Source organism: Lentzea jiangxiensis, assembly GCF_900104175.1.
GTDB lineage: Bacteria > Actinomycetota > Actinomycetes > Mycobacteriales > Pseudonocardiaceae > Lentzea > Lentzea jiangxiensis.
Genome location: NZ_FNIX01000001.1, coordinates 49,042 through 67,063 on the forward strand (window position 1 = coordinate 49,042; position 18,022 = coordinate 67,063).

Consider the following 18,022-nt stretch of genomic DNA (forward strand, 5'->3'; position numbering starts at 1 on the left):
GTGACCCGTGTCGTGACGTTTGGTTGTTGATCACAGCCGCCACCTGAGGTCGCCCAGGGTGAGGAACTGGCCGTCGGGCGCGATGGCGACCCCGAAGTCGTGGCGGCGGGGTTCACCCAGGTCGTGCCACTCGGCGACGGCGTTCTCGGCGAGGTCCCACAGCCGGCGGGGACCGCCCTGGTCGACGTGCGAGCCGTGGTGGTGCACCCAGGAACCGTCCGGGTGGGCGAGCCGGTCCCGTCCGGCCGCCACGCCCGGCAGGGCCGTTCCCGCGAAGAACTCGAAGGGGCTGGACGGGTCCGCGACGGTCCGGAACCGCAGGGTGGTGGTGCGCCGGTCGAACGCGCCGGTTCCGGCGAGCGCCGGGAGCCGGGCGTGCGCGCGCAACGGCATGAACCGCCCGTCCTCGCCGAGCACGCGACCCTCGCCGGTGCCGTCGCCGTTCGACGTGATGCGCACGAGCCCGGCGCCGATCGGGCGGTGCAGCGTCGTGACCACCAGACCGCCGGGTCTCGTCTGCTCCAGCCAGGCGGGCGGCACGGTCGCGACGGAGCAGGTGGCCAGCAAGCGGTCGAACGGTGCCCGCCCCGGGTGGCCGAGCGCGCCGTCACCCGTCTCGCACGCCGGTTGGAAACCGTTGCGGTGCAGGCGTTCCCGCGCTCGCCGCGAGAGGTTCGGGTCCACGTCGACCGTCGTCACGTTCTCCGAATCCACCGCGTGGCACAGCAGAGCGGCGTTGTAGCCGGTGCCGGTGCCCACCTCGAGGACCCGGTGCCCCGGGCGGACGTCCAGCGCCTCCAGCATGATCGCCATGATCGTGGGCATGCTCGACGAGCACGTCGGTGTGCCACCGGTCACCGCGTCGTCGCCGTCGAACTGGGTGACCCAGACGCGGTCGGAGTAGACGAGCCCGAGCCAGTCCGGGTGCTCGGAGGTGACCGCCTCCCAGTCCCCGTCGGGCCGCCGGCGGTAGAAGCGCGGCAGGAACTCGTGCCGCGGCACCTCGCGGAAAGCCTTGAGCCACCTGGGTTCGTGCAGCACGCCGTCGCCGAGCAGCTGGTCCGCCAGCTCGGCGCGCAGGGCTCCGGCGTCGTCCATGTCGCCTCCACGGTAGCCCTGTGGCGGAGCACACGCAGCGCTTGCTAGCAGGGTGCTTGCAACTGCTAGCACTCCTCGCTAACGTGGTCGGTGGCACGAGGAACGGGAGCGGGAACAGTGGACAAGTCCATCGACAAAGCAGTCGCGGACCTCGGCCGCAACATCGGTGAGTACATCCGCGAGCAGCGCAACACCGCCAAGATCTCCTTGCGGGAGTTGGCGAAGCAGGCGGGTGTCTCCAACCCGTACCTGAGCCAGATCGAGCGAGGACTGCGCAAGCCCAGCGCGGAGATCCTGCAGCAGATCGCCAAGGGGCTGCGCATCTCGGCCGAGGCGCTCTACGTCGAGGCCGGGATCCTCCAGCAACGCGAAGGCGGTGCGCTGGCGGACGCCATCGTCGCCGCGACCGATCTGACCGAGCGGCAGAAGCAGGTGCTGCTCGACGTCTACGAATCTTTCAGGCGGGAGAACTCCGCCGAACGACAGGAGGACTGATCCCCATGCCGAAGCTCACCCAGGACGACGTTCGCAAGGGCGCCGAGCAGGCCGCCCACGCCGCACGCCAGGCGCTGCTCGCCGCGCTCGGAGCCGGTGACCTCGCCGCCAAGGCGGTCGTCGAGGCCCTCGGCAAGGCCAAGGAGCGCGCCGAGGAGGCCCGCACCCAGGGCGTCGACCTCCCGGCCGAGCTCAAGGACCTGCGCGAGAAGCTGCAGCCGGCCGAGCTCAAGAAGCTGGTCGACGTCTACACGGCCTCCGCGGTGAACCTGTACACCTACCTCGCCGACCAGGGCGAGCAGACGCTGGAGCAGATCAAGGCCCAGCCGCAGCTCAAGCAGGCCGTCGAGGCCGCGCAGAAGCGCGCCGGGACCGCCGCCGCCGACGCCAAGGTGATCGCGGACGACGTCCTCGGCAAGGTCACCCGCCGCACCCGTTCGGTCGGCGAGAAGGTCGCCCACGAGGTCGAGGACGCCGCCGAGAAGCTGGCCGAGGAGATCGTCGAGGTCGGTGGCGAGGCCGCGCACGAGGTCCGCACCACGACCCGCAAGGCCGCTGCCCGCACCGCGCCGCGCAAGCCGGCGACGACGGCTCGCACCACCACCACCACCGGCACCACCCCCGCCGCGAAGAAGGCCACGCCGGACACCACCAAGTGACGCGCTGAGGTCTCCCGGGAGGGGAGCAGTCCGAGAGGGCTGCTCCCCTCCCGTCGTACGTGCACGTAGTCTGGGTGCGTGTTCCAAATCCCGATCTTCAGCATCTGGTACCTCGACACCGTCGTGTACTTCGTGTTCGACCTCGGGTTCAGCATCCTGGGTCTGTTCGCGTTCTTCCACGCGCTGACCCAGCGCGTGGACGCCTACACGGCGGCCGAGCGCATGACCAAGCCCGCGTGGCTCGGCATCACCGGTGGCGGGACGGCGGCGCTGCTGCTGTTCGGACCGGGTGGTGTGGGGTCGATCTTCTGGCTGGCCGGTCTCGTCGCGGTGCTCGTGTACATGGTGGACGTGCGGCCGAAGCTGATCGAGGTCCAGCGCGGCCCCCGCTGGTGATCACGCACTCCTACGGCTCCGGCTCGCCGGTGACCCTGGTCGCCCACGGGCTCGGCGCCACCCCCGGTGAGGCGAGGATCCCCGCCTCCGGGTTGCCCGGAACCCGCGTCGTGGTGACGCTGCCGTCGCACGGCGACGCTCCGGACGCACCCGCCGGGTACTGGGACTACGGCCGGATCGCGGCCGATCTGGGCACCGTCGAGGCGGACCAGGCCGTCGGTGTCTCGCTGGGCGCCGGAGCTCTGGTGCGGCTGCTGTCCGCCGAGCCCGCCCGCTTCCGGCGGGTGGCCCTGCTCCTGCCCGCGGTGCTCGACCAGCCGCGGCCGCCGTTCACGGTGCGGCAGCTCGCGGACCTCACGGTCGGCCCGCCCGCCTACGTCGCCGAGCGGCGGCAGGCGTTGACGAGGCTGACCGCCGCGGCCGAGCAGCTGCCGGGCCAGGTGGCCGTGCCCGACGCTGCCGCGCTGGCGGCGGTGAAGGCTCCGGTGCTGGTCATCGGTGCCGTGGGTGACCCCCTGCACCCCGAGGACGTGGCCAAGGCGACAGCGGCGGCGTTCCCCGAGGGGGAGCTGTGGCTGATCGACTCGCCCTCGCCGATGATCTCGCACCGGGCCGCGGTCCGGCACAGGTTGGCCGCCTTCCTCGGCGGGTAGCCGAAGTGCATGGCTGAACAGAAGAAGATCGCGTTCCTGGTCGGCACGGAAGGCATCGAGCAGGTCGAGCTCACCGATCCGTGGACGCACGTCGAGAAGGCCGGCGGAGTGCCGCGGCTGCTCGCGCCGAAGCTCGGTGAGGTCCGCGGGTTCAACCACCTCACGCCGGCGGACTCGTTCCCCGTCGACACGGCCTACGCCGACGCCTCGGCGGAGGACTACGACGGCGCGGTGATTCCCGGCGGTGTCGCGAACGCCGACTTCCTGCGCATGGACGCCGACGCCGTCGCACTGGTGAAGGCGCTGGTCGCCGCGGGCAAGCCGATCGCGTCGATCTGCCACGGGCCGTGGCTGCTGGTCGAGGCGGACGTGGTGCGCGGCAAGATGCTCACCTCGTTCCCGAGCCTGCGGACCGACATCCGCAACGCGGGCGGTGACTGGGAGGACCAGGAGGTCCGCGTCTGCGACATGAACGGGTGGACGCTCGTGACGTCCCGCAACCCCGACGACCTGCCGGCGTTCAACCGGGAGGCCCTCAAGGCGTTCGGCCTGGCCGAGTAGCCGGGATCTGCAGCTCCCGGCGGTCTCGCTAGAGGCGCGTGTCGGCGTAGTGCGCCATCGCGTCACGCGTCCACTCGGCCATGTTGCCGCCGCCCTCGACCTCGAAGTTGACCCGGAACTCGTCCGAGTCGACGTAGAGGTCGCCGAGGCCCTTGTAGGACTCCCGGTCGGGCGTCCAGCTCAGGCAGATCCAGCGGTAGTGGCGGTCGACCAGCTCCTGCGTCCGCGGGGCGTCGACCGCCTCGCCCGCCGTGTAGAGCTCACCGAGCCCACGCGCGATGTCCTGCCACTCGGCCATGAACCGGTCCGCGTCGGCGCGCGTCCAGCCCTTCATCTTCTCCTTGCTGTCGTCGATGTGCTGCCGGGCACCTTCCCCGTAGCGCTCGACGAGCTCGGCCTCGTGACGCTCCTGCTTCTTCGCGTCGAAGCCGTCGAACAGCTCTTCCAGCTTCACCTCGTCCCCTCCTTCCAGTTCCGCGATGGTCCGCGCGACGGTGTCGGCGAGCCGGTCCAGCCGCTCCCTCTCGTCCCGCAGCCACCGGTGGTGGTTGCGCAGGACGGTCAGCTGGTCCGTGCCGTTCAACATCTCCGCCACCACGTCGAGGCCCAGGCCCAGGTCGCGCAGCAGCAGGATCTGCTGCAGGCGGTGCACCTGCTCCTTCTCGTAGTAGCGGTAACCGTTGTCGCCGATCCAGGCCGGCGGCAGCAGGCCGATCGAGTCGTAGTGCCGCAGCGTCCTGGACGTCACCTTCGACATCCGGGCCACCTGGGCGATCGACCAGGCCATCGGTTCCCCCTTCGCGCTCTGGGATCGACGGTAGGGGTTGACGCGGCGTCAAGGTCAAACGCGAGTTCGGCCGGGGTTCGCGGAGCAGCGACAATGAGCACCGTGTGGACTATCGCTGGTTCGTTGGATCCCGTCCCGGTCCTCTCGCGCCTCGACCTGGTTGCCGAACCGGTCGCGGCCGCGCTGAAGGCGCTGGACGGTGCTGATCGCGTCGCCGTGGCGGAGATCGACCCCGCGCTCGCCGACACCGCCGAGTTCTGCGCGCACTACGGCTCGCCCCTGGCCGCCTCGGCGAACTGCGTCGTCGTCGCCGGCAAGCGCGGTGACGTGGTCCGTTACGCGGCCTGCATGGTGCTCGCGACCATGCGCGCGGACGTGAACGGTGTCATCCGCAAGCGGCTCGACGCGCGCAAGGCGTCGTTCGCGCCGATGGACGAGGCCGTGGCGTTGACCGGCATGGAGTACGGCGGCATCACGCCCATCGGCGTGCCCGCGGACTGGCCGGTCCTCGTCTCGCCCGAGGTCGCCGCCGCCCCCGAGCTGATCGTGGGCAGCGGCATCCGCGGGAGCAAGGTCCTGATCCCCGGCGACGTGCTGGTGAAGCTCGCCGGAGCCGAGGTCCTCCCGGAGCTAGCCCGCGTACTTGAGCAGTAGCTCGACCGCCTCGTCGACGTCGTCCGTCACGAGGATCCACTGCTCGGCCTCCCGGCCCGCCGCGAGCTTCGTCACGAGCGGCGCGGCCGGGACCTCGTCGGTCCAGAAGTGCTCGCCCAGGAAGATCATGGGCGCGGCGGGACCGACGCTGCCGTAGTAGTTCTGGGTGAAGTCCTGGAAGACCTCCTGGACCGTGCCCGCCCTGCCCGGCGTGTAGACGATGCCGCCGGTCGCGACCGTGAGCAGGCCCTCCTCGCGCACGGAGTTCGCGAAGTACTTCGCGTGCAGCTCGCAGGCCGGGTTGGGCGGCTCGTGGCCGTAGAACCAGGTCGGGATGCCGATCGTGCGCGGGCGGTCGAAGCTGCGGATCTCCGGGAACGCCGCCAGCCAGCGGCCGATCGACTCGTCGTCGCCGCCGAACGACGGCGCCCGCGCGATGGCGTCGAGGACGTCGGTGTCCACCTCGCCCAGCCGCACGCCCAGCGGGACGGCCTCCATCGCGCCCGGTCCGCCGCCGGTCAGCACGGTGAAGCCCGCGCCGCCCAGGGCGGCGCCGAGCTCCACGGCACCGCGGTAGCCGTCCGAGCCGCGGGCCAGCGCGTGGCCGCCCATGACCGCGACCGGGGAGCCCGTCAGCGTCTCGTCGAGGGCCTCGGTGATCGAGTGGTCGTGCAGGCGTTCGGCCAGCGCGTGCAGCGGGTCGGGGTGGTGGCCCTGCTGCTTGCTGTGCCGGTAGATCACCGCGTCCGGGGTGTCGGCGTACGACTTCGGGTTCGCCGGGTCGAAGCCCGCGAACAGCTCCGCCGGGGTGTAGAGCGACGAGCGGTAGACGTCGTAGGGCAGGTCCGGGATCACCGGGAAGATCAACGCTCCGGCGGCTTCCGCCCGGCGCTGCATGGTCTCGCTGAGGGTGCAGCCGAGCAGGAGCGCGCCGTCGAGCGGCACGCGCACGTCCTCACGGGTGAGGTCCAGCCCGATGATGACGGCTTTGCGCAGGTCAGGGGCTGCCCGCAGCTGGTCGAGGTCGGTGATTTCGATCCGCACGGCGAAAGCCTATGCCCCGGGCGAACCGCCGTGCCCCCGAATCCGGACGTGGTGGTGGGAACCCGGGTCCGCTCGACCCCCTGACGAGAGGCCGCGGGCCTTGCCGCCGCCTGCGCGCCGCCGCCGGCAAGGCCCACGCGACAGGCCGGGGCCTGCTGCTGGGCGTCGAAGCGCCCGACCACCGGGCCACCGACGTGGTCACCGCCGAACTGCTCCGCGCCTGCGTGGCTGGTCGAGGCGGTGCAGCGGGCAGCCTCAAAGCTCTGACGACGGCCCGGTCGGCCTCGCCGCGACGAGGCCGGCGGGGCCCGCCCTAGGATCTGCCGGGTGGGTAAGTCCGTGCTCCTCCTCTTTCCGCTGCTCGCCGCGCTGTCCGGCTGCGGCGCGCTCGAAGGCTTCGACCCGGAGCTCAACGCCGTCGGCAAGCAGGTCGTCTCCGACTGGAAGCAGCGCCCGGAGACCGCCGCTGCGCAGTTCGAGTACACCCACGGCCTCGACGCCGACGACAGACTGGTCTTCCAGGTGATGCTGCGGGCGGACCGGATCTCCGACCAGGTCGTGGACGAGTTCGTGCAGATCGCCCGCCGCGACTGCTGGCGCGGCACCTGGAAGTCCTGCTCCGCCCGCTACGTCGTCTACTCGACCGACGACCCGCCCTACGGCGACAGGCGCGACTCGGGCAAGCCGGTCCGCGAGGGCGACGTCGACCTGCCATCGGACCTGGAGCTCGTCTTCGGCCCGCGCCCGGAGAGGTCGAAGCCGTGAGGCGCGTGCTGCTCGTCCCGCTCGCCCTGCTCCTCGCCGCGTGCGGAACCTCGGACTCCACGGTCGAAAGCCTCGCCGACCGCATCGAAGCCGACCTCAACGCCGAGGACGGCGTCTCCGAGGTGGTCGTCCAGCACCGCGCGGACCTCGACCACGAGCAACGCCTCACCGTCACCGCGACCGTGCGCGACGGGGGCACGGCCGATCGCGCGCTGGAGATCGTGAAGCGCGACTACTGGACGGGCACGGGCCGCACCGTCGACTTCCGGGTGCGGTTCGCCGACGAGACCGGGGTCGAGCTGCGCAAGTCCGACGTCCGGTTCGAGCTCGGGGACGTGGTGGAGATGGAGCGCCGGTACGGGCCCCGGTCGGAGGCGGGCGAGCTCGACCCGGGCCGCTAGCGGCGCTAGAAGATCACCGTCTGGTTGCCGTGCACCAGCACCCGGTCCTCCAGGTGCCACCGCAACCCGCGCGCCAGCACCACCTTCTCGATGTCACGCCCCTTGCGCACCATGTCGGCCACCGAGTCGCCGTGGTGCACGCGCAGCACGTCCTGCTCGATGATCGGTCCGGCGTCCAGGTCGGCGGTCACGTAGTGGCAGGTGGCGCCCACGAGCTTCACGCCCCGGCGGTGCGCCTGGTGGTACGGGCGGGCGCCGATGAACGACGGCAGGAAGCTGTGGTGGATGTTGATCGTGCGGCCGGACCAGGCGGCGCAGAGTTCCGGCGGCAGGATCTGCATGAAGCGGGCCAGCACCACGGCGTGCGGGTCGTGCTTCTCCACCAAAAGCCGCAGTTGTGCGAACGCCGCCTGCTTGCCCTCGGGGTCGTTGACCGGGAACGGCACGTGGTGGAACGGGATGCCGTGCGCGCGGGTGATGTCGCCGAGCTCCGGGTGGTTGCCGATGACGGCGGAGACCTCGACGTCGAGCTCACCGGTCGCGACGCGGGCCAGCAGGTCGTAGAGGCAGTGGCCTTCCTTCGAGACGAGGATGACCACGCGCTTGCGGGCGCCCGTGTCGGTCACCGTCCACGTCGACTGCGCGCCCAGGGACGCCGCCACGTCGGCGAAGCGGGCGCGCAGGTCGTCCACGCCGAACGGCAGGGAGTCCGCGCGGACCTCCTGGCGCGTGAAGAACCAGCCCGTCTCCGGGTCGGTGTGGTACGCGGCCTCGACGATCCAGCCGCCGTGCTCCGCGAGGAACGACGAGATCCTCGCGATGATGCCGGTGCGGTCCGGGCAGCCGAAGGTGATCACATAGCGACGCTCAGGCGATGACACGCCGCAGAAGTATTCACGGCCTCGGCAGACCCGCCAACAGCGACTCGTCTCCGGTCACGATCGCGTGGCTCGGACGGCCGTAGACGAAGCGGTAGATCGCGTCGGCGGTGCCCGCGAGGGTGGCGTCCTCCTCGAAGGCCGAGTCCCGCGGGGCGGCGACGACCAGCGGCTCGCCCTCGGTCAGCCGGAGCTCCCAGGTGCGGCCCGCGTCGGCGGCGTGCACCAGGAGCCTGCCGGTGGCCGTGACGGGGAAGCCCAGCTCGATGCGGCGGCCCACCAGGACGGTGAGGTACTCGTCGACGCCGTCCGCGGCGAACTCCGGGTCGAACACCAGCGGCGGCAGCTCCTGACCGGTCGCGAGGTCGGCGTCCAGGCGGTGGATGGACGTCTCGTGCGCCTGCCGGCGGGCCCAGAAGCCGGCGAGCCCCGATCCCTGGAACGTCCACGCGGGACGGTCGGCGGGCACCTCGCGCAGGCGGTCGACGAGCAGCGAGAACCCGTTGTCCCACCACGAGAACACGTCGTCGAAGTCCTGCGGGGACTGCGGCCACCCGGGCCTGCTGCCGGCGGGGCCGGTGACGACGGCCTCCGCCGCCCAGGTGTGCACCTCGGCGATGTGCCGCACGAGGTCCAGCACCGTCCACTCGGGACATGACGGGACCGGGGCGTCCGGACCCGCCTTCAGGGCGGAGGAACGCAACGACGAAGTCTGGCTCTCGATCTGCGCGACGAAGTCCACCGAACCACCCTAGGGCGCGACGGCGGCCCAATCGAGCGTGATTTCGCCGAGCCGCCAACGGCGGCGGTCGTCCAGCACCGGCCAGCCGCGCTCGGCCAGCAGCCGCGCCGACTCGACCCACCGGGCCCGCGGCCCGAACGGCGCGAACGGCGCCGCCGTCGCCCAGCAGGCGTCCAGCTCGGCCAGCAGGGCGTGCACGCGCTCGCCCGGCACGTTCTTGTGGATCAACGCCTTGGGCAGCCGCTCGGCCAGGTCCGACGGCACCTCGATCCCGGACGGCTTGCACGCCAGCGTGAACCGCAGGGGCCCCTCGGCCGACAACGTCACCCACGTGCAGCGACGACCGATCTCGTCGCACGTGCCCTCGACGACCAGGCCGCCGGGAGCCATGCGCGACAGCATCGTGTCCCACGCCTCGAACGACTGCTCCTCGGTGTACTGGCGCAGCACGTTGAACGCGCGCAGCAGCACCGGACGGGCGCCGGCCAGTTCGAAGCCGCCGCGCCGGAAGTCGAGCCACGGCGGGTCGGCCACGGCCTTGCCCGCCTCCACCCGGTCGGCGTCGATCTCCAGCCCGAGCACGCGCACGTCGGGACGCACCGCCCGCAGCCGGGAGGCCATCTCGACGGTGGTGATCGGCGTCGCGCCGTAGCCGAGGTCGACCACGAGCGGGTCGGCGGCGTCGCGGAGGAAACCGGCGAGCGTGCCGGTCGTCCAGCGGTCGACCCGGCGCAGGCGGTTCGGGTTCGTCGTGCCGCGCGTCGGCAGGCCGAGCGCACGGGCCCGGCCGGCCGCTAGCCGCGGTTTGCGAGCCATTCCGACGTGAACTCGCTCTCCTTGTCGAGCAGCACGGCGACCTGCTCCGCGATCAGCTTCTCGAGCTTGCCGCCCAGCAGCGGGATGCCCACCTTGACCTCTCCCGTGAGGGTGGTCTTCGAGCCGGAGCCGTTGTCGAGCACGGTGAACGAGCCCTCCAGGCGGCCGGGCACGCTGCCCACGGCCACCTCGACCGTGCCGGCGCCCGCGGCCCACGTCTCCGTGCGCTGGATCACCAGGTCGCCGCCCAGCGCGGCCTTGACCGCCGACGGCAGGTGCTCGGCCGGCACACCCTGCTTGAGCTGGTACGACGTCTTCCCGCCGGTGCTCGAGAACGTCACGAGCTCGGCGTTCGCGCCCCCGATCGCGGCCAGCCGGTCGCGCAGATGGGTCTCGTCGACCATCGCGCCGAAGACCTTCTCCGCCGAATGGGGTGAGGTGGTGTGGTGCTCGATGCGGCGTGCCATGTCGCGGAGGCTACCGTTGACGTCCGTGACCACCACGCAGTCCGCACCTCTGGCCGAGCGCACCACGCTCCGACTCGGTGGGCCGGCCGCGCGGTTCGTCCACGCCACGACCGCCTCTGAGCTGGTCGAAGCCGTGCGAACAGCCGACGCCGCCACCGGCGAGAAGGTCCTCGTGCTCGGCGGCGGGTCGAACCTCGTGATCTCCGACGACGGCTTCGACGGCACGGTCGTGCACGTCGCCACCAAGGGCTTCCGGCTCGACCCGCTTGGCGGCGGCATCGTCCAGTTCACCGTCGAGGCGGGCGAGGAGTGGGACTCGGTCGTCGCCGAGGCGGTCGCGCAGGGCCTCGGCGGCCTCGAGTGCCTGTCGGGCATCCCCGGCCTCAACGGCGCCACGCCCGTGCAGAACGTCGGCGCGTACGGCGTCGAGATCTCCCAGGTGCTTCAGTCGGTCGACCTGCTGGACCGCCGCAGCGGCAAGGTGCACCAGGTGCCCGCCGCGAAGCTCGGTCTCGCCTACCGCACCAGTGTGCTCAAGGGCACGGACAACGCCGTCGTGCTGCGCACCCGGTTCTCGCTCACCTCGGGGGGCATGTCCGCGCCGATCCGGTACAGCGAGCTCGCGCGCGTCCTCGGTGTGGCGCAGGGTGATCGCGTCCCGGCGGACGAGGCCCGCAAGGCCGTGCTGGAGCTGCGCCGCGGCAAGGGCATGGTGCTCGACCCCGCCGACCACGACACGTGGAGCGCCGGCTCGTTCTTCACGAACCCGATCATCGACGACGCGACGTTCACGAGCGTGCTCATCCGCATCTCCGACCGCCTCGGCGCCGACGTGAACGTGCCGGTCTACCCGGCGGGCCACGGCCGGAAGAAGCTCTCCGCGGCGTGGCTGATCGAACGCGCGGGCTTCCACAAGGGCCACCAGGGCCCCGGCGGCCGGGTGTCGTTGTCCGGCAAGCACACGCTGGCCCTCACCAACCGCGGTGGCGCCTCGACCGAGGACCTGCTCGACCTGGCGCGCGAGGTGCGCGACGGCGTGCGGGCGGCGTTCGGCGTCGAGCTGCACCCCGAACCGGTCTTCGTGGGCGTGCGGTTGTAGGTCTGTTCGAGTGACGCTATGTGACCAACCGCTACCCGGCGTGTTTCATTGAGGTAGAGGAAGTGCGGGAGGTCGCTATGAGCTACCTCGACGAAAACGCGCGCGAGGTCATCAGGCCGGTCAAGCGCATGGTCGAAGACGAGTTCCTGAGCCGTCCGGGCGTGATCGGCGTCGACATCGGCGAGAAGGTCACCGGCGGGCGCCCGACCGGCAAGGCCGCGATCGTGGTGTACGTGTGCGCCAAGGGGCCCGAGCACCCGCGGCAGATCCCGGTCGAGGTCGCCGGCGTGCTGACCGACGTGGTCGCCGAGTCGATCGTGCTGCACCGGGCGAGGGCCGTGCGCTATTCGGACGAGCAACCCGTCGCGGGGGAACGGCACGCGGTGTTGCGCGGCGGGATCGGGATCGGCCCCGCGCGGGCGTTCCGGATCGTGCCGCCCGACGTGCCGAAGGCGTGCGACTACGTGATCGCCGGCACGCTCGGCGCGTTCGCCGTCACGCGTGAGGAGCCGCGCAGGGTGTTGGGGCTCACCACGTTCCACGTCGGCTGCGTCGACGACTCGTGGGCGGTGGGCGACGAGTTCGTGCACCCGTCCAGGGTGGACGGTGGCGTGCCGGGAGCCGACGAGGTCGCCGTGCTGGACCGGGCGGCGCTCGCGGGCGCCGTGTCGGCGGCGGGGCTGCGGATGGGCGGCAGGCCGTTCCGCGCGGAGGTGCTGGAGATCGGGGCGGTCACCGGCAGCGCGCGGGCGGAGATCGGTTCGTCCGTGCGCAAACGCGGCCGCACCACCGGGCTCACGTACGGCGTGGTCGAGTCGACCGAGGCGACGATCCGGCTCGACTTCGGCGACGGCATCGGCGTCCGGACGCTGCGCGACCAGATCCGCGTGCACTCGGCGGAACGCTTCGGCGACCACGGCGACAGCGGCGCCGTGCTGGTCGACGCCGACAACCGCGTCGTGGGCCTGTACGTCGCCGGTTCGGGCTCGACGGGGTTCGCGAACCCCGTCGAGCCCGTCCTGCGTCAGCTCGACGTCGAGCTGCTCACTCCCGGTGTGCCCGAGTCGCGGAGGCCTGGGCCCGCGGCTTGAGCACGATCGTGTCGAGGTTCACGTGCGAGGGCCGGGTGACGGCGAACGAGATGACGTCCGCCACGTCGTCGGCCGTCAGCGGTGTGAGGCCCTCGTAGACCTTCGCCGCGCGCTCGGTGTCGCCGCCGAACCTGTTGGCGGAGAAGTCGGTCTCGACCATGCCCGGCTGGATCTCGGTGACGCGCACGGGCTGCCCGAGCAGTTCGCCGCGCAGCGTGCGGTGCAACGCCGACTGCGCGTGCTTGGCGCTCGTGTAGCCCGAGCCGTTGTCGTAGGCCTCGAACGCCGCGATGGACGTCACGGACACGATGTGCCCGTCCCCGGACGCGATCAGCTTCGGGAGGAAGGCCTTCGTCACCAGCAGGGTGCCGAGGACGTTCGCCTCCCACATCCAGCGCCACTCGCCGGGGTCGCCCCCGGCGACGGTCGAGAGGCCACGGGCGCCGCCGGCGTTGTTCACGAGCACCCGCGCCTCGGGTACCCGCTCCGCGAAGGCGGTGACGGAGGCCTCGTCGGTGACGTCCAGCTCGAGGGCCGTCCCGTCGATTTCCTTCGCGATGACGTGGAGGAGCTCCAGACGACGTGCGCCGAGCACGACGTGGAACCCCTCCGCGGCCAACCGCCGCGCGGTGGCCTCTCCGATGCCCGCGCTGGCTCCGGTCACTACTGCGACAGGTCGATTCACGATCTCGATCGTAGGCGGCCGACATGCGTGTGACCGACGTCACCCGCACCACCCGGTCGTGTCGGACGTCCTGCTTGTGGGAGGTCGAAACCGTGAAGAGAACACTTGCCGCGCTGGTCGCCGGTCTGGCGCTGCTGACCGGCTGCTCGGGTGTCGAGGCAGGGTCGCCCAAGGCGGACAGCTCGCTGCCGTCCGCGAAGGTCACCCTGTCACCGGTCGACGGAACCAAGGACGTGCAGGTCACGAGTCCCGTTCAGGTGACCGTGGTCGACGGCGAGATCGAGTCCGTGGCGCTGAAGTCGCCGGAGGGCAAAGAGGTCAAGGGCACGCTCACCCAGGACAGGACGGGCTGGACGACCGCCGAGCCGCTCGGCTACGGCAAGTCGTACAGCTACTCCGGCAAGGTCGTCGGCAGCGACGGCAAGCCGGTCGAGCTCAAGGGCTCGTTCACCACCGTGGCGCCCGGCTCCCAGACCCGCGCGACCCTCTGGCCGAGCGACAACCAGATCGTCGGCGTCGCGGCGCCGATCATGGTCAAGTTCGAGGCGCCGGTCCAGGACAAGGCGACCGTCGAGAAGGCGCTCAAGGTCACCAACTCGGCGAACGTGCAGGGCTCGTGGGCGTGGCTGAACGCCCAGGAGGTCCACTACCGGCCGGAGAAGTACTGGCCGGCGAACACCACCGTCAAGGTCGAGGCGAAGCTCTACGGCGTCAGCTACGGCGGCGGCGCGTTCGGCAAGGCCGACGTGACCAGCGACTTCACCATCGGCCGCAACCAGGTCGTGAAGATCGACAACCCGACGCACCGGCTCAAGGTGTTCCGCGACGGCCAGCAGGTCGCCGACTACCCGGCGTCGTTCGGCAAGGACGCCGACCCGGAGCTCACGACGCCGAACGGCACGTTCGTCGTCATGTCGAAGCACGACTCGTTCTCGTTCGACAACCCGCGCTACGGCTACACCAACGTCGTGAAGAAGTGGGCCGTGCGGTTCTCCAACCACGGCGAGTTCATCCACGAGAACAACGACAACGCGGCGAACATCGGCAGCAACAACACCTCGCACGGCTGCGCGAACCTGCTGGAGGCCGACGCGAAGGCGTACCACGACTCCGCGCTCGTCGGTGACCCGGTCGAGGTGACCGGCTCGATCACCACGCTGCCGCCGCAGTTCGACTGGTACGACTGGCAGCTCACCTGGGACCAGTGGAAGGCGAAGTCCGCCGTCAAGTAGGACCGGCGGGAATGCGTCCCCCGACCAGGTCGTTCGCACGGGTGTGCAGCTGACACACGTGACGGCGGCCGGCGGGGGACGACTGGCCGTCCGTGAATCAGGTCCGGCCGGGGCGCCGCCGGTGGTGCTGATCCACGGCTGGGCGCAGACCGGAGCCGTCTGGGACCTCCCCGGCTTCCACGCCCACGCCGTCGACCTGCGAGGACACGGCGAGTCTGACGACTTCGGCGACTACCGCGACTCCGCGCGGTGGGCCGCCGACCTGAAGGCCGTGCTCGACCACACGGGGCCCGCCACCGTCGTCGGCTGGTCCTACGGCGGTCTCGTGATCGCCGACTACCTCCGCTTCCACGGCACGGCGAACGTCCACGCGCTCGTGTTCGTGAGCGCCATCACCGAGATCGGCCGCGGTCGCCCCGGAGGTGAGACCGGCCCCGTGATGCGGGCCGCGTTGCCCGGCGCGATCACCGACGACGCCGTGATGGCGGAGTTCTGCCAGGCCATGGCCCCTGTCCTGCCCTCTGGGACGGTCGGCGAACTCACAGCCGCCGCGACCTCCGTCAGCCCTAGGGTGCGGGGAGAGCTGTTCCGCAGGGATGTGGGCAGCGCCGACGTGTTGAAGGCAGTCGACGTGCCGACGCTGGTCGTGCACGGAACTCAAGACGAGGTGGTCGCCCCTGCCGCCGCCGAGTACTCCGCCGCCCTGATCCCCGGAGCCGAGTTGAGCCTGTACCCCGACACCGCGCACGCGCCCTTCCTGGAGCGGCCCGAGCGGTTCTCCGCCGATCTCCTGCGAGTCGCCCGATGAAGCGCGTGGCGGTGCTCTCGGTGCACACCTCGCCGCTCGAGCAGCCGGGCACGGGGGACGCGGGCGGGATGAACGTCTACATCGTGCAAACGGCCACCCGGATGGCCCGGCGCGGGGTCGAGGTGGAGATCTTCACCCGTGCCACGTCCTCGGAGTTGCCGCCGGTCGCGGAGCTGGCGCCCGGCGTGCGCGTCCGGCACGTCGCCGCGGGGCCGTTCGAGGGCCTGGGCAAGGAGGAGCTGCCCGGTCAGCTCTGCGCGTTCACGGCAGGCGTCCTGCGCGCCGAGGCCCGGCACGAGCCCGGCTACTACGACGCGATCCACTCGCACTACTGGCTGTCGGGGCAGGTCGGCTGGCTGGCGCGCGAACGGTGGGGCGTGCCGCTGGTGCACACCGCGCACACGCTGGCGAAGGTGAAGAACCTGGCGCTGGCCGAGGGCGACGCGCCGGAGCCCCGGATGCGGGTGATCGGCGAGGAGCAGGTGGTCGGCGAGTCGGACCGGCTCGTGGCCAACACCGACATCGAGGCGAGCGAGCTGGTCAAGCTCTACGACGCGGAGCCGTCCAAGGTCGCCGTCGTGCCTCCCGGGGTGGACCTCGACAGGTTCACGCCCGGTGACCGGGGGGAGGCCCGGCGGTCGCTCGGCATCCCGCGGGACGCGGTCGTGCTGGCGTTCGTCGGCCGGATCCAGCCGTTGAAGGCCCCTGACGTGCTGCTGCGCGCCGCCGCGGAGATGCTGGTGCGCGATCCCGGACTGCGGTCGCGGCTGGTCGTGCTGATCGTCGGCGGGCCGTCGGGCAGCGGCACGGAACGGCCGAAGGCGCTGGAGGAGCTGGCCGGGCAGCTCCAGATCACGGACGTGGTGCGCTTCCTGCCGCCGCAGCCGGGGCCCGCGCTCGCGCAGGTCTACCGGGCGGCGGACCTGGTGGCCGTGCCGAGCCACAACGAGTCGTTCGGGCTGGTCGCGCTGGAAGCCCAGGCCTGCGGGACGCCCGTGGTCGCGGCGGCGGTCGGCGGGCTGCCGGTCGCGGTCGACGACGGGGTGTCCGGGATCCTCGTGGACGGGCACGAGCCGGTGGAGTGGGCCGCGGCGATCAGCGGGCTCGCGCTGCCGCGGCGGGAGCACCTGGCGGGCAACGCCGTGGGACATGCGCGGCGCTTCTCCTGGGACCGGACGACTGACGCACTGCTGGCGGGGTACCAAGAGGCGGCAGACGTGTTCCGCCGGGAGGTTTTCGCTTGAGCGTCGACAGTGTGATCAAGGAGTTCCTGGACGAACGGGAGCTGACCTACGACCGGCGCGAGCCGGGCAAGTTCTTCGTGACGCTGCCGGGCACCAAGAAGCTGCAGACCAACGTGTGGCTGGTCGAGACCGGGCACGCCCTGGTCGTCGAGGCGTTCGTGTGCCGGCGGCCCGACCAGTCGTTCGAGGACGTCTACCGCTTCCTGCTGCGCCGCAACGCCCGGCTGTACGGGGTGCACTACACGATCGACAGCGAGGGTGACATCTACCTCGTCGGCAGGGTCGGCAAGCACGCCGTGACCTCCCACGAGCTGGACCGCCTGCTCGGCCAGGTGCTGGAGGCGGCGGACGGCGACTTCAACCCGCTGCTCGAGATCGGGTTCGCCGACGCGATCCGCCGGGAGTGGGCGTGGCGGGTGTCGCGCGGCGAGTCGCTCGCGAACCTGGCCGCGTTCCAACATCTCGTTTCGGAGTAGCGGGCAACTCGTTTCGGCCTACGCGGCAACCCCCGTTCCCGCCGGAGCCGTCCGAAGGGCATGCGTAGACCAGGGCTGTGGGTGGGAATCGCGTTGCTGGCCCTTGCTTCGGCGGGGTGCGGGAGCGGCTCGAGCGGGGGTGGGACCTCGGCCAAGGACGCCGCGGCCCCACCGCAGGCGGCGCAGAACGCTGCGCCCCGGCAGGAGAACGCGCCGGCCGTGCAGCCGGTGCAGCAGCAAGAACGCCAGCTGGTGCGCACGGCGGACGTCGACCTCCGGGCCGACGACGTGCTGAAGGCCATCGGTCAGGTCAAGGACCGCGCACGGGCGGCGGGCGGGTTCGCGGGGCAGGAGAACTCGACCAAGAAGTCCGGGTCGGTGACCGTGCGGGTGCCGTCGGCGGAGCTGGACGAACTCGTCCAGGATCTCGCGAACGTGGGGGAAGTCACCCGCAGCGAGGTGCGCAGCCAGGACGTCACCGACCAGCTGGTCGACGTCGAGTCGCGGATCGCGACGCAGAAGGCGAGCGTCGAGCGGCTCCGCGCGCTGTTCGAGCGGGCCGGGTCGACGTCGGAGGTCGCCCAGGTCGAGAGCGAGCTGACCAAGCGGCAGGCCGAGCTCGAGTCCATGCAGCGGCGCAGCGAGTCCCTCAAGGGCCAGGTCGCCATGGCGACGCTCACCGTGGACGTCGCGACCACGCCGATCGCCCCGCCGGAGGAGGAGAAGGTCGGCTTCCTCGGAGCGCTGGCCGGGGGCTGGGACGCGTTGGTCGCGGTCACGGGCGTGGTGCTGATCGGCATCGGCGCGGTGCTGCCGTTCCTGGTGGCGCTCGGAGTGCCCGCGGCTGCCGTCGTCTACCTGATGCGGCGGCGCAAGCGCGTCACTCGAACGAGCGAGGCAGCGTGATCAAGTCCTACTGAAAGTGTGCCTTTGTGATGCGCGGAACGGCTCGGGAGAGAGGGGGAGTCGCA

General features: G+C 71.5%; 23 protein-coding genes. 15 read left to right on the top strand and 8 right to left on the bottom strand.

Translation table 11 applies throughout. The features are described from left to right. Positions 1-30 precede the first annotated feature (30 nt). Positions 31-1,098, bottom strand: a complete 1,068-nt coding sequence (locus tag BLQ91_RS00275) for a methyltransferase domain-containing protein (protein WP_090094559.1) — start codon at positions 1,096-1,098, stop codon at positions 31-33. A 117-nt stretch (positions 1,099-1,215) separates the two neighbouring features. Between BLQ91_RS00275 and BLQ91_RS00280 the strand changes: the two genes are divergently transcribed. The 5 genes from BLQ91_RS00280 to BLQ91_RS00300 all read left to right on the top strand — a co-directional run bounded on the left by BLQ91_RS00280 (position 1,216) and on the right by BLQ91_RS00300 (position 3,862). Next, positions 1,216-1,593, top strand: a complete 378-nt coding sequence (locus BLQ91_RS00280; protein WP_176959509.1) for a helix-turn-helix domain-containing protein — start codon at positions 1,216-1,218, stop codon at positions 1,591-1,593. A gap of 5 nt (positions 1,594-1,598) precedes the next feature. Continuing rightward, positions 1,599-2,252: a hypothetical protein gene (locus BLQ91_RS00285; RefSeq protein ID WP_090094560.1), complete on the top strand. Its 654-nt coding sequence runs from the start codon at positions 1,599-1,601 to the stop codon at positions 2,250-2,252. Between the two features lie 102 nt (positions 2,253-2,354). Next, the gene (locus tag BLQ91_RS00290; protein ID WP_090095882.1) at positions 2,355-2,648 is read left to right on the top strand and encodes a DUF2516 family protein; all 294 of its coding nucleotides are present in this window, start codon (positions 2,355-2,357) and stop codon (positions 2,646-2,648) included. Next, entirely contained in the window at positions 2,645-3,301 is a 657-nt protein-coding gene (locus BLQ91_RS00295) for an alpha/beta fold hydrolase (RefSeq protein ID WP_176959510.1), read from the top strand. Before BLQ91_RS00290 ends, BLQ91_RS00295 begins: the two co-directional genes overlap by 4 nt. Before the next feature lie 9 nt (positions 3,302-3,310). Then, the gene (locus tag BLQ91_RS00300) at positions 3,311-3,862 is read left to right on the top strand and encodes a type 1 glutamine amidotransferase domain-containing protein (protein ID WP_090094561.1); all 552 of its coding nucleotides are present in this window, start codon (positions 3,311-3,313) and stop codon (positions 3,860-3,862) included. Positions 3,863-3,890: 28 nt separating this feature from the next. On the opposite strand, the gene BLQ91_RS00305 is transcribed toward BLQ91_RS00300, so the two are convergent. After that, the gene (locus BLQ91_RS00305; RefSeq protein WP_090094562.1) at positions 3,891-4,649 is read right to left on the bottom strand and encodes a MerR family transcriptional regulator; all 759 of its coding nucleotides are present in this window, start codon (positions 4,647-4,649) and stop codon (positions 3,891-3,893) included. Positions 4,650-4,742: 93 nt separating this feature from the next. Here BLQ91_RS00305 and BLQ91_RS00310 point away from each other — a divergent pair, with 93 nt between their 5' ends. Then, the gene (locus BLQ91_RS00310) at positions 4,743-5,303 is read left to right on the top strand and encodes a YbaK/EbsC family protein (RefSeq protein WP_090094563.1); all 561 of its coding nucleotides are present in this window, start codon (positions 4,743-4,745) and stop codon (positions 5,301-5,303) included. On the opposite strand, the gene BLQ91_RS00315 is transcribed toward BLQ91_RS00310, so the two are convergent. Then, complete coding sequence (locus BLQ91_RS00315) at positions 5,280-6,347, bottom strand: LOG family protein (RefSeq protein ID WP_090094564.1); 1,068 nt, start codon at positions 6,345-6,347, stop codon at positions 5,280-5,282. The two genes, BLQ91_RS00310 and BLQ91_RS00315, sit on opposite strands and share 24 nt — an antisense overlap. Positions 6,348-6,674: 327 nt before the next feature. Here BLQ91_RS00315 and BLQ91_RS00320 point away from each other — a divergent pair, with 327 nt between their 5' ends. Together BLQ91_RS00320 and BLQ91_RS00325 are read left to right on the top strand one after the other, a co-directional pair. Further along, positions 6,675-7,112: a hypothetical protein gene (locus BLQ91_RS00320; RefSeq protein WP_090094565.1), complete on the top strand. Its 438-nt coding sequence runs from the start codon at positions 6,675-6,677 to the stop codon at positions 7,110-7,112. Then, on the top strand, positions 7,109-7,513 hold the full coding sequence (locus BLQ91_RS00325) for a hypothetical protein (RefSeq protein WP_090094566.1): 405 nt from the start codon (positions 7,109-7,111) through the stop codon (positions 7,511-7,513). The genes BLQ91_RS00320 and BLQ91_RS00325 overlap by 4 nt, the downstream gene beginning before the upstream one ends. Before the next feature lie 5 nt (positions 7,514-7,518). Here the strand turns inward: BLQ91_RS00325 and purU are convergent, their stop codons facing one another. The 4 genes from purU to BLQ91_RS00345 are packed head-to-tail and all read right to left on the bottom strand — an operon-like array spanning position 7,519 to position 10,416. Further along, entirely contained in the window at positions 7,519-8,370 is an 852-nt protein-coding gene (purU, locus tag BLQ91_RS00330; RefSeq protein ID WP_329788742.1) for a formyltetrahydrofolate deformylase, read from the bottom strand. A gap of 37 nt (positions 8,371-8,407) precedes the next feature. Then, positions 8,408-9,133 (bottom strand): maleylpyruvate isomerase N-terminal domain-containing protein, encoded by a 726-nt coding sequence (locus BLQ91_RS00335; RefSeq protein ID WP_090094568.1) that lies wholly within the window; start codon positions 9,131-9,133, stop codon positions 8,408-8,410. A 9-nt stretch (positions 9,134-9,142) separates the two neighbouring features. Continuing rightward, positions 9,143-9,949 (bottom strand): SAM-dependent methyltransferase, encoded by an 807-nt coding sequence (locus BLQ91_RS00340; protein ID WP_090094569.1) that lies wholly within the window; start codon positions 9,947-9,949, stop codon positions 9,143-9,145. Then, complete coding sequence (locus tag BLQ91_RS00345) at positions 9,928-10,416, bottom strand: DUF2505 domain-containing protein (protein ID WP_176959511.1); 489 nt, start codon at positions 10,414-10,416, stop codon at positions 9,928-9,930. Before BLQ91_RS00345 ends, BLQ91_RS00340 begins: the two co-directional genes overlap by 22 nt. On the opposite strand from BLQ91_RS00345, the gene BLQ91_RS00350 reads away from it, so the two are divergent. Next, on the top strand, positions 10,403-11,515 hold the full coding sequence (locus BLQ91_RS00350) for a UDP-N-acetylmuramate dehydrogenase (protein WP_090095884.1): 1,113 nt from the start codon (positions 10,403-10,405) through the stop codon (positions 11,513-11,515). The two genes, BLQ91_RS00345 and BLQ91_RS00350, sit on opposite strands and share 14 nt — an antisense overlap. A 77-nt stretch (positions 11,516-11,592) precedes the next feature. Next, on the top strand, positions 11,593-12,606 hold the full coding sequence (locus BLQ91_RS00355) for a chymotrypsin family serine protease (protein ID WP_090094571.1): 1,014 nt from the start codon (positions 11,593-11,595) through the stop codon (positions 12,604-12,606). On the opposite strand, the gene BLQ91_RS00360 is transcribed toward BLQ91_RS00355, so the two are convergent. After that, positions 12,560-13,291, bottom strand: a complete 732-nt coding sequence (locus tag BLQ91_RS00360) for an SDR family oxidoreductase (RefSeq protein ID WP_090094572.1) — start codon at positions 13,289-13,291, stop codon at positions 12,560-12,562. The two genes, BLQ91_RS00355 and BLQ91_RS00360, sit on opposite strands and share 47 nt — an antisense overlap. A 92-nt stretch (positions 13,292-13,383) precedes the next feature. Between BLQ91_RS00360 and BLQ91_RS00365 the strand changes: the two genes are divergently transcribed. Genes BLQ91_RS00365 through BLQ91_RS00385 form a run of 5 tightly spaced genes read left to right on the top strand, consistent with a single transcriptional unit; the run spans position 13,384 to position 17,957 of the window. After that, positions 13,384-14,523, top strand: a complete 1,140-nt coding sequence (locus BLQ91_RS00365; RefSeq protein WP_090095885.1) for a L,D-transpeptidase — start codon at positions 13,384-13,386, stop codon at positions 14,521-14,523. A gap of 58 nt (positions 14,524-14,581) precedes the next feature. After that, the gene (locus BLQ91_RS00370) at positions 14,582-15,331 is read left to right on the top strand and encodes an alpha/beta fold hydrolase (RefSeq protein ID WP_245732909.1); all 750 of its coding nucleotides are present in this window, start codon (positions 14,582-14,584) and stop codon (positions 15,329-15,331) included. Continuing rightward, positions 15,328-16,575, top strand: a complete 1,248-nt coding sequence (mshA, locus tag BLQ91_RS00375) for a D-inositol-3-phosphate glycosyltransferase (protein WP_090094573.1) — start codon at positions 15,328-15,330, stop codon at positions 16,573-16,575. The genes BLQ91_RS00370 and mshA overlap by 4 nt, the downstream gene beginning before the upstream one ends. Further along, positions 16,572-17,051 (top strand): type III secretion system chaperone family protein, encoded by a 480-nt coding sequence (locus BLQ91_RS00380; protein ID WP_090094574.1) that lies wholly within the window; start codon positions 16,572-16,574, stop codon positions 17,049-17,051. The genes mshA and BLQ91_RS00380 overlap by 4 nt, the downstream gene beginning before the upstream one ends. 60 nt (positions 17,052-17,111) lie before the next feature. Then, positions 17,112-17,957: a DUF4349 domain-containing protein gene (locus tag BLQ91_RS00385; protein WP_090094575.1), complete on the top strand. Its 846-nt coding sequence runs from the start codon at positions 17,112-17,114 to the stop codon at positions 17,955-17,957. The last annotated feature ends 65 nt before the right edge of the window (positions 17,958-18,022 follow it).

Coding starts and splice junctions, on each gene's coding strand:
- BLQ91_RS00275 (WP_090094559.1), bottom strand. CDS start 1,098: ATGGACGACGCCGGAGCCCTGCGCGCCGAGCTGGCGGACCAGCTGCTC.
- BLQ91_RS00285 (WP_090094560.1), top strand. CDS start 1,599: ATGCCGAAGCTCACCCAGGACGACGTTCGCAAGGGCGCCGAGCAGGCC.
- BLQ91_RS00300 (WP_090094561.1), top strand. CDS start 3,311: ATGGCTGAACAGAAGAAGATCGCGTTCCTGGTCGGCACGGAAGGCATC.
- BLQ91_RS00305 (WP_090094562.1), bottom strand. CDS start 4,649: ATGGCCTGGTCGATCGCCCAGGTGGCCCGGATGTCGAAGGTGACGTCC.
- BLQ91_RS00310 (WP_090094563.1), top strand. CDS start 4,743: ATGAGCACCGTGTGGACTATCGCTGGTTCGTTGGATCCCGTCCCGGTC.
- BLQ91_RS00340 (WP_090094569.1), bottom strand. CDS start 9,949: ATGGCTCGCAAACCGCGGCTAGCGGCCGGCCGGGCCCGTGCGCTCGGC.
- BLQ91_RS00350 (WP_090095884.1), top strand. CDS start 10,403: ATGCGGCGTGCCATGTCGCGGAGGCTACCGTTGACGTCCGTGACCACC.
- BLQ91_RS00345 (WP_176959511.1), bottom strand. CDS start 10,416: ATGGCACGCCGCATCGAGCACCACACCACCTCACCCCATTCGGCGGAG.
- BLQ91_RS00355 (WP_090094571.1), top strand. CDS start 11,593: ATGAGCTACCTCGACGAAAACGCGCGCGAGGTCATCAGGCCGGTCAAG.
- mshA (WP_090094573.1), top strand. CDS start 15,328: ATGAAGCGCGTGGCGGTGCTCTCGGTGCACACCTCGCCGCTCGAGCAG.
- BLQ91_RS00385 (WP_090094575.1), top strand. CDS start 17,112: ATGCGTAGACCAGGGCTGTGGGTGGGAATCGCGTTGCTGGCCCTTGCT.